5 protein-coding genes and 1 tRNA gene are annotated in these 6,480 nt (G+C 35.6%); all 6 read left to right on the top strand.

Annotation, left to right across the window (positions count from 1 at the left end; translation table 11 throughout):
• Window positions 1-121 precede the first annotated feature (121 nt).
• A tRNA-Tyr gene (locus HN643_05435) sits at window positions 122-207 on the top strand.
• A 267-nt stretch (window positions 208-474) separates the two neighbouring features.
• A complete protein-coding gene (gene rpsB / locus HN643_05430) occupies window positions 475-1,215 on the top strand; it encodes a 30S ribosomal protein S2 (protein MBT7501078.1) in 741 nt (246 codons plus the stop codon).
• Between the two features lie 123 nt (window positions 1,216-1,338).
• A complete protein-coding gene (gene tsf / locus HN643_05425; protein ID MBT7501077.1) occupies window positions 1,339-1,926 on the top strand; it encodes a translation elongation factor Ts in 588 nt (195 codons plus the stop codon).
• 75 nt (window positions 1,927-2,001) lie between these two features.
• Window positions 2,002-2,814, top strand: a complete 813-nt coding sequence (locus HN643_05420; protein MBT7501076.1) for a stage 0 sporulation protein — start codon at window positions 2,002-2,004, stop codon at window positions 2,812-2,814.
• 88 nt (window positions 2,815-2,902) lie between these two features.
• A complete protein-coding gene (gene pheS, locus HN643_05415) occupies window positions 2,903-3,979 on the top strand; it encodes a phenylalanine--tRNA ligase subunit alpha (protein ID MBT7501075.1) in 1,077 nt (358 codons plus the stop codon).
• A gap of 69 nt (window positions 3,980-4,048) precedes the next feature.
• On the top strand, window positions 4,049-6,478 hold the full coding sequence (locus HN643_05410) for a phenylalanine--tRNA ligase subunit beta (GenBank protein ID MBT7501074.1): 2,430 nt from the start codon (window positions 4,049-4,051) through the stop codon (window positions 6,476-6,478).
• The last annotated feature ends 2 nt before the right edge of the window (window positions 6,479-6,480 follow it).

Below are 6,480 nucleotides of genomic sequence, written 5' to 3'. Positions count from 1 at the left end.
TCGGTACCAAAGTAGTCCCTCCTACGCCGAGGCTCCGGAGGACAGGCAACAGGGGCAGAGTGCCTGTCAATCGAAGCTTCAGCGAAGATTGATAAATCTGCTGGCGGAATATTTCTAACTTGGGTCGGTACCAAAGTAGTCAACTGGGGCAGACTGTAAATCTGCTGGCGTTAGCCTTCGCAGGTGCAAATCCTGCCCGGCCCACCAAAAAACACCCACCTGTCATTCTGAACTTGTTTCAGAATCTAGGTGGGTGTTTTTTGTTTGAGGTTTCCTCCGGTTCATGGCAAGCCTTAAACTTTTCCATAAATGATTATTGTTTGGTACATGTTGTAATTTTTTTGAATTTATGTTATCATTTGGACATAATAATAAATCACATACCTTTCTTAGCTATTTTTAGCAAAATTAGGCAGTCCTGCTCTTAAATGAGTCTGCGTTAATTGGAAGGGTAGAGGAAAAAAGGAAAAATTTATGTCTATCATGCCAAGTCTTCAAGACTTAATGAAAGCTGGCGTGCATTTTGGTCATCAAAGATCAAATTGGCACCCAAAAATGGAGCGCTTTATTTTTACAGAAAAAAGTGGGCTTCATATTATCAACTTAGAAGAAACTCTAAAGGAATTAGAACATGCTTTAGATTTCGTTAAACAAACTGTTGCCAATGGTGGTACAGTTCTTTTTTTAGGAACAAAAAAACAAGCCCAAGAAATTGTAAAAGAGGCCGCAATAGATTGCAAAATGCCATACATTGTTCATCGCTGGCTTGGTGGAACTTTGACTAATTCAGATAGTGTATTAGGTGTAGTAAAAAAGTATCGTAAGTTGAAGGAGGATACAGCAAGTGGGGCAATTAAAAGGTATACAAAAAAGGAGCAGTTGAAAATCTCTCGAGAAATCGCACGATTGGATGTTATTGTTGGTGGTATTGAAAGTTTGACTAGAGTACCAGATGCAATTTTCATTGTTGATATGAAATGTGAAAAAACAGCGCTGAAAGAAGCACAGAGAAAAAATATTCCAATAGTTTCTATTTGTGATACAAATAATAACCCAGAGAATGCAGATTATCCAATTCCAGGGAATGATGATGCTACCAGTTCAATAAAGTTGCTGGTTAACATTGTCAAAGAGGCTGTTAAGGAAGGTCAAAAGATGGTAAAGGCTCCTGAGGTCAAAAAGCCGGAACCAGTTAAATCTCCATCAGGAAAATAAAAAATAAATAAGTGAGTACTGAGTAATACTGATATCCTGAACACAAGACACATTTATGAGTTTTTGTGAATACAGATTAATTAAGAAATATTCAGTAAATCAGTACAATCAGTAATCAATTTTATGTCAGATGTACAAACAATTACAAAATTACGCGCACAAACTGGTGCTGGAATGTTGGACTGCAAAAAAGCTTTGGATGAAGTTAATGGTGATTATGATAAAGCCGTCGATGTTTTGCGAAAAAAAGGTGAAGCAAAAGCTGCAAAAAAAATTGCGGAAAGACAAGCCAAAGAAGGTATTGTTTATTCATATATTCATTCAAATAATAAGACAGGTACAATAGTAGAATTATTTTGTGAAACTGACTTTGTTGCCAAAACCGATGATTTTAAAAGTTTAGCCCATGATATTGCCTTGCAAATTGTAGCCATGTCTCCAGAATATGTAACTCCGGAGCAGATTCCTGCCGAAGCTCTGGAAAGAGAAAAATCTATTTATCGAGAGCAGCTAAAAAATGAAGGTAAACCAGATGAAATGATTGAAAAAATTCTTGAAGGTAAAATGAATAAATATTACGAAGAGGTTTGTTTAATGAAACAGTTGTTTATAAAAGATGATAAAGTTACAATTGAAGGTTTAATTAATCAGATTATCGCTAAAACTGGTGAAAAAATAGAGATTGGTAATTTTGCTAGATATCAGATTTAGCTCAAATATATAATGACCAATACCCAATACCCAATAATTATTGTGGATTGTGTGTTCGGCATTTGAAACTTTTCTATGAATGTTGCTGAAATACAATTTACACCTTGGGATAAAGTTTATTACTTTAGCTTAAAAGGAAAAGATTCCAATCTTGAAAACCAGATTAATGTTGGTGACTATGTTGTGGTTGAAACAAAACTGGGAACAGAGTTGGGGAAAGTTCTGGGAACGAAAGAGCTTTCAGCAGAAATGACAGCTAAACTGGAGGAGCCAATAAAACCGATTTTACGAAAAGCTTCAAAAGAAGACCTAGAAGTAGTTTTGAAATTCAAAAAAGAAAAAACTAAAGCCTTCAGTGATTGTCGTGCCTTGATAAAGAAACATAGTTTACCGATTAAGTTGGTTGACGTGCATTTTACTTTTGATGGAGCTCGAATAACTTTTGCTTTTATTGCTGATGGCCGAGTGGATTTTCGAGAACTACTCAAGGATCTAATAAAAATACACAAAAAGAATATCCGTTTACAACAGTTAGGAATTCGCGATGAGATCAAGATCAGTGGTGATATTGGTTGTTGTGGTCGTGATTTGTGCTGCCGAGGTTTTTATAAAGACTTAGGTAATGTAACTTCTGATTTGGCCGATTTACAACAAGTGTCTCACCGAGGCTCAGAGCGTTTGTCCGGTGTTTGCGGACGATTGAAGTGTTGCTTGACTTACGAAAAAGATTTGTATGACGAATTAGCGGAAAATTTACCTATGATTGGAGAGAAAATAAAAACCAAGTATGGAAAGGGCCAGGTGTTAGGCTGGCATGTTCTTAAGCAAACGGTTGATGTATTACTTGATGATAAACAAACTATAGTAGAAGCGCCTATTGAAAAGTAGGTGCTTTTTTAATAATTTGCTATAATAGTAGTAGTTTAAAGTTAAAAAGTAAAAGGTAAAAGTAGAATTAAAATACTTTTGAAATTTTTTGAATATGAAAAATGATCTAGAAAAATTACAACAGAGAGCTAAACAAGCAATTGCCAAGGTGGTGAATTTAGATGAATTGAAAACCGTGGAGCTGAAATATTTTGGACGCAAGGATGGAGAATTAAACAAAATCCTAAAAAGCCTGAAAGATTTGTCTGCCACTGAAAAAAAGAAGATTGGTCAATTTGCGAACCAAGTGAAATTGGAATTGCAACAATTATTGAACCAGCAGAGTCAAATTTTGTCTGGTCAAAAAATTGATCAAGAATTAGAATCAGATTTTTTAGATACTTCTTTGCCTGGTAAAAAGTCTGATCGAGGTAGTCTAAATCCAAATTCAATTGTGCAGTACGAATTGGAGGACATTTTTCGTTCTCTTGGTTTTATGATTTTAGATGGCCCAGAAGTAGAATCAGATTATTACAATTTTGAGGCTTTGAATATTCCAGCTAATCATCCCGCTCGGGACATGCAAGATACATTCTATATAAATGGCAAGGAGCAAGGAGCAAAGAGCAAAGAAAAACCTCAGAAATTGGTGCTTCGTACTCATACGTCACCAGTCCAGGTTCGAGCTATGCAAAAATATGGTGCTCCTATTAGAGCCGTTGTGCCTGGACGAGTTTTTCGTTATGAAGCGTTGGATGCTTCACATGAACATACTTTTTATCAATTGGAGGGACTAATGGTTGATGAAAATATTTCTATCGCTAATCTAATTGCGGTAATGAAAACATTGTTAAAAGGAATTTTCAAAAAAGACGTTAAAGTTCGTTTACGTCCAGGATATTTTCCTTTTGTGGAGCCAGGCTTTGAGCTGGATATACATTGTTTGATTTGTAATGGAAAGGGTTGTAGTGTTTGTAATCAAACTGGTTGGGTAGAGCTTTTGCCATGCGGCATGGTTCATCCTAATGTTTTGAGAGCTGGCAATATTGATCCGGAAAAATATTCAGGCTTTGCCTTTGGCCTTGGATTGACCAGATTGGTCATGATGCGTTATGGGATTGATAATATCCGTTTAATAAATTCAGGAGATTTGAGATTTTTAAAACAGTTCAAGGTTAGTTCGTAAAGTTAAAAGTTATCAAGTTCATAAAGTATTTAAAATATTAGAAGAAACTTATAATACAAAGAAATAGATATGCAAATTTCATTAAATTGGTTAAAACAACATGTTGAAGGCTTGGACAAGGTTGACCCTCAGGAGCTTGGACTTAAGTTGACTATGGCGACTGTTGAAGTTGAGTCAGTTGAAAATCAAGCTGAGCTTTTGATTAAAGTAGTCGTTGGTAAAATTGTGAAATTAGAAAAACATCCTGATGCTGATCGTTTGCAGGTTGCTCAGGTTGATATTGGTAATAAAAAAGTAAAGGTAGTTTGTGGTGGATCAAATCTAAAGCAAAACATGTTGGTAGCAATGGCCTTGTCGGGAGCAAAGGTCCGTTGGCACGGAGAAGGGGAGTTAGTTGAATTAAAATCAACTAAAGTTCGTGGAGTTGAAAGTGACGGTATGATTTGTGCTGGTGTGGAGATTGGTCTTGATAGCTTGTTTCCAGCTAAAGCAAAAAATGAGATTGTAGATTTGAGCGTCTTAAAACTGCAAGTCGGTCAGCCTTTAGCAGATGCACTTGGTTTGAATGATGTAATTTTTGAAATTGACAACAAATCACTAACTAATAGACCTGATTTATGGGGCCACTATGGCATTGCAAGGGAAGTGGCTGCGATTGTTGGTTCAAAATTAAAACCATATAAATTAGACAAATTCAAGAAAAATAAACAAATCGACTTAAAAGTTAAAATTGACGATTTCGCTGCTTGCCCTAGATACATGGCGATTGCTTTGGAAGGTGTGAAAATTTCCGAATCGCCCGACTGGCTCAAGAAACAATTGGAAGCTATTGGTCAAAAATCGATCAATAATATTGTTGATATTACAAATTATGTAATGTATGATTTGGGTCAGCCATTGCATGCATTTTCAGCTGATAAAATTGTTGATAATAAAATTATTGTTCGAAAAGCCATTGCTAGGGAAAAAATAACCACCTTGGATGGTGAAGCTCGGAAATTAATAGAGGACGATTTACTTATTACTGATAATGAAAAACCGATTGCATTGGCAGGTGTAATGGGCAATCAAAATTCAGAAATTAATACAAATACTAATGTTGTAATAATTGAGTCGGCAACTTTTGAGCCATTTACAGTTCGTAAAACTGCTGATCGTCTTGATTTGCGATCTGAGGCCGCTATTCGATTTGAAAAAAACCTAGATCCTAATTTGGCTGAAATAGCCATTAATAAAGCAGTTAACTTAATTCAAGAAGTAATCCCTGAAGCTAAAGTTGTTAGCAATTTGATTGATGAGTCCAAATTTAAACTTGATCAAGGGCCAATTTCTTTGAGTTGGGAGTTTATTGACAAGCGTATTGGCGAAAAGCTTGAACAAAAAAAGATAATTTCAATTTTGCAAAGTTTAGGTTTTGATATAAAAGCAAACAAGCACGGACTTGAAGTAAAAGTGCCAACCTGGAGAGCTACAAAGGATGTTAGTATAAAAGAAGATATTATTGAAGAAATAACTAGAATATTTGGTTATGACAATATTACTCCACAAATGCCAGCGGTTGCGATTGACTACTTAGAGGAAAACAAGCTTCGAGTATTTGAGCGACGATTAAAAGATGTGTTAGCTTTGTCGCTTGGTGCTAATGAAGTATATAATTATTCTTTTGTCGAACAAAAATTTTTAGAAAAATTAAATCAACCAATAACGCACGTGGAATTAGTCAATCCTTGGGCGGAGGGAGTAAATTTGATGCGCCAAAGTTTGATTCCAAATTTACTAAAAAGTGCAGCTGGTAATTTAAGGTTTTTTGAACAGATAAATTTGTTTGAAGTAGGCAAGGTGTTTATAAAAGATCAAGCTGGTGCAAAGGTTAAACCAGATTCAAAAAATAAATTACCGGCCCAGCCATTAATGGCCGCGGGTATAATAGTTGATCAAGATCCTTTTTTTACAGCCAAGGGAATAATTGAAACTTTGGCGCAGCAGTTTAGTTTTAAATTCAGTTTTGTTGAAAGTACTCCAGTCAATGCTTGGTGTCACCCAAAACAACATTTAAATATAGTCTTAAATAAGAAAGTAGTTGGTTGTCTTTGCACAGTACACCCAAAGGTTGCTGAAGTTTTGGATGTTAAGGTTAAAATGGCAGTTTGGCAATTAGATTTAGGCGAAGTTGTTGACAGTTATCCCGTGGTAAATAAATATCAAGAATTACCAAAATATCCAGCAGTTAATTTGGATCTGTCTGTCGTGATTGATGATCAAGTTAAGTGGAAAGATATTAAATCTTTAGTTTTGGCTTCAGATAATACAATTATCAGTGCAGTAGATTTGTTAGATGTGTTTAAAAATGATAAAATAGAAGTAGGCAAGAAGAGCCTGACATTTAGAACGACTTATCAATCTGATGAGCGTACTTTGGAAATGGACGAAGTGAATAAGTTGCATGAAAAAATTATAGCGCAATTAAAAAAAGCGGTTGGCGCTGAGGTTAGGGGATAAAG

This window comes from Candidatus Falkowbacteria bacterium (assembly GCA_018674305.1).
Taxonomy (GTDB): domain Bacteria; phylum Patescibacteriota; class Patescibacteriia; order UBA11705; family JABHMO01; genus JABMRF01.
This window is presented reverse-complemented; position numbering and strand designations above follow the sequence as displayed.